At 75.5% G+C, this 1142-nt stretch carries 1 protein-coding gene; it reads left to right on the top strand.

Annotation, left to right across the window (positions count from 1 at the left end; genetic code table 11):
- Positions 1–378 precede the first annotated feature (378 nt).
- Positions 379–1142 (top strand): sensor domain-containing protein (locus AN218_RS29535; protein WP_171908840.1); only part of this gene is annotated, 764 nt, incomplete at its 3' end.

The raw sequence follows: 1142 nt of genomic DNA, 5'->3' as shown, positions 1-1142 counted from the left end.
GGACCCACCACCATCACCGCCCAACTCCCCTGGCGCGAGAGGGACGGAACCCCCGAGGCCGCGCAGCCCGACGCCGCCGTCCGCCGTCCCCGCCCCCGTTGGCGCGGCCGCGGCCGCGGCCGCAAGCGCGTGGTGGGGTAAACCCCCTCTCCGGTACGCGTGTTCACGCCATGGCCGCCGCCCCCGCCCCGTACGGATGCTGTACGGGAAGCCCGCGCGAACCCCGCCGGGCACGCCGGCACCGCCACCGCCCGTGCGCACCCCGTACGGAATCCGGAACGGCACCGGCACACACCGGACAACCCCGCAGCCCCGGCCCGACCCCGGCACTTGTCTCGGCCTCGGCCCCGGCCCGGCCCCGGAAGGACGGCATCGACCATGGCCACCGCGACCGACACCGCCCGGCACCGTCCGCACGCGCTGCCGGCCGTGCTGCGCGCCCCCTTCGCAGGCCGTACCTGGCGCGAGCTGCTGTACGTCGTGACGGGACTGCCCCTCGCCTGCCTCTACTTCGCCTTCAGCATCGCCGCGCTCGCCACGGGCGCCGGGCTGCTCATCACCTTCCTCGGCGTCCCCGTGCTCGCCGCCGGACTGCTGGGCTGCCGCGCCGCCGGCCGGCTGGAGCGGGCCCGCGCCCGCGCGCTGCTGAACGTGGACGTGGCCGAACCCGAGCCCGTACGCGCCCTCCAGCGCCGCGGCGGATTCCTGCCGTGGGTGGGGGCGCTGCTGCGCAGCGGCGTCTCCTGGCGGCACCAGCTCTACACGGTGCTGCACTTCCCGTGGGCGCTGTTCTCCTTCGTCGTCTCCGTCGTCGTGTGGTCCCTGGCGCTGCCGCTGGTGGCCTATCCCGCCTGGCAGTGGGTCTATCCGCGCCACCTGGACCAGCCGGGCATCGGCTGGGACCTGCCGGACGGACGCCAGTGGTACGCCGACGCGCCCCTGGAGACGCTGGAGGTCGCCGGCGCCGGCCTGGTGCTGCTGCTGGCGGCGCCGTGGATCGTACGGGGGCTCACTCAGATCGACCGGCTGCTGATCCCGGCCCTGCTCGGACCCTCACGACTGGCCACGCGCGTACGGGAGTTGGAGTCGGGGCGTGGGTCGGTCGCGGACACGGCCGCGGCGGATCTGCGCCGTATCGAACG

Source organism: Streptomyces nanshensis, assembly GCF_001751255.1.
Lineage (GTDB): Bacteria > Actinomycetota > Actinomycetes > Streptomycetales > Streptomycetaceae > Streptomyces > Streptomyces nanshensis_A.
Note: the sequence above shows the minus strand (reverse complement) of the source record. Positions and strands in the feature narration are given on the sequence as shown.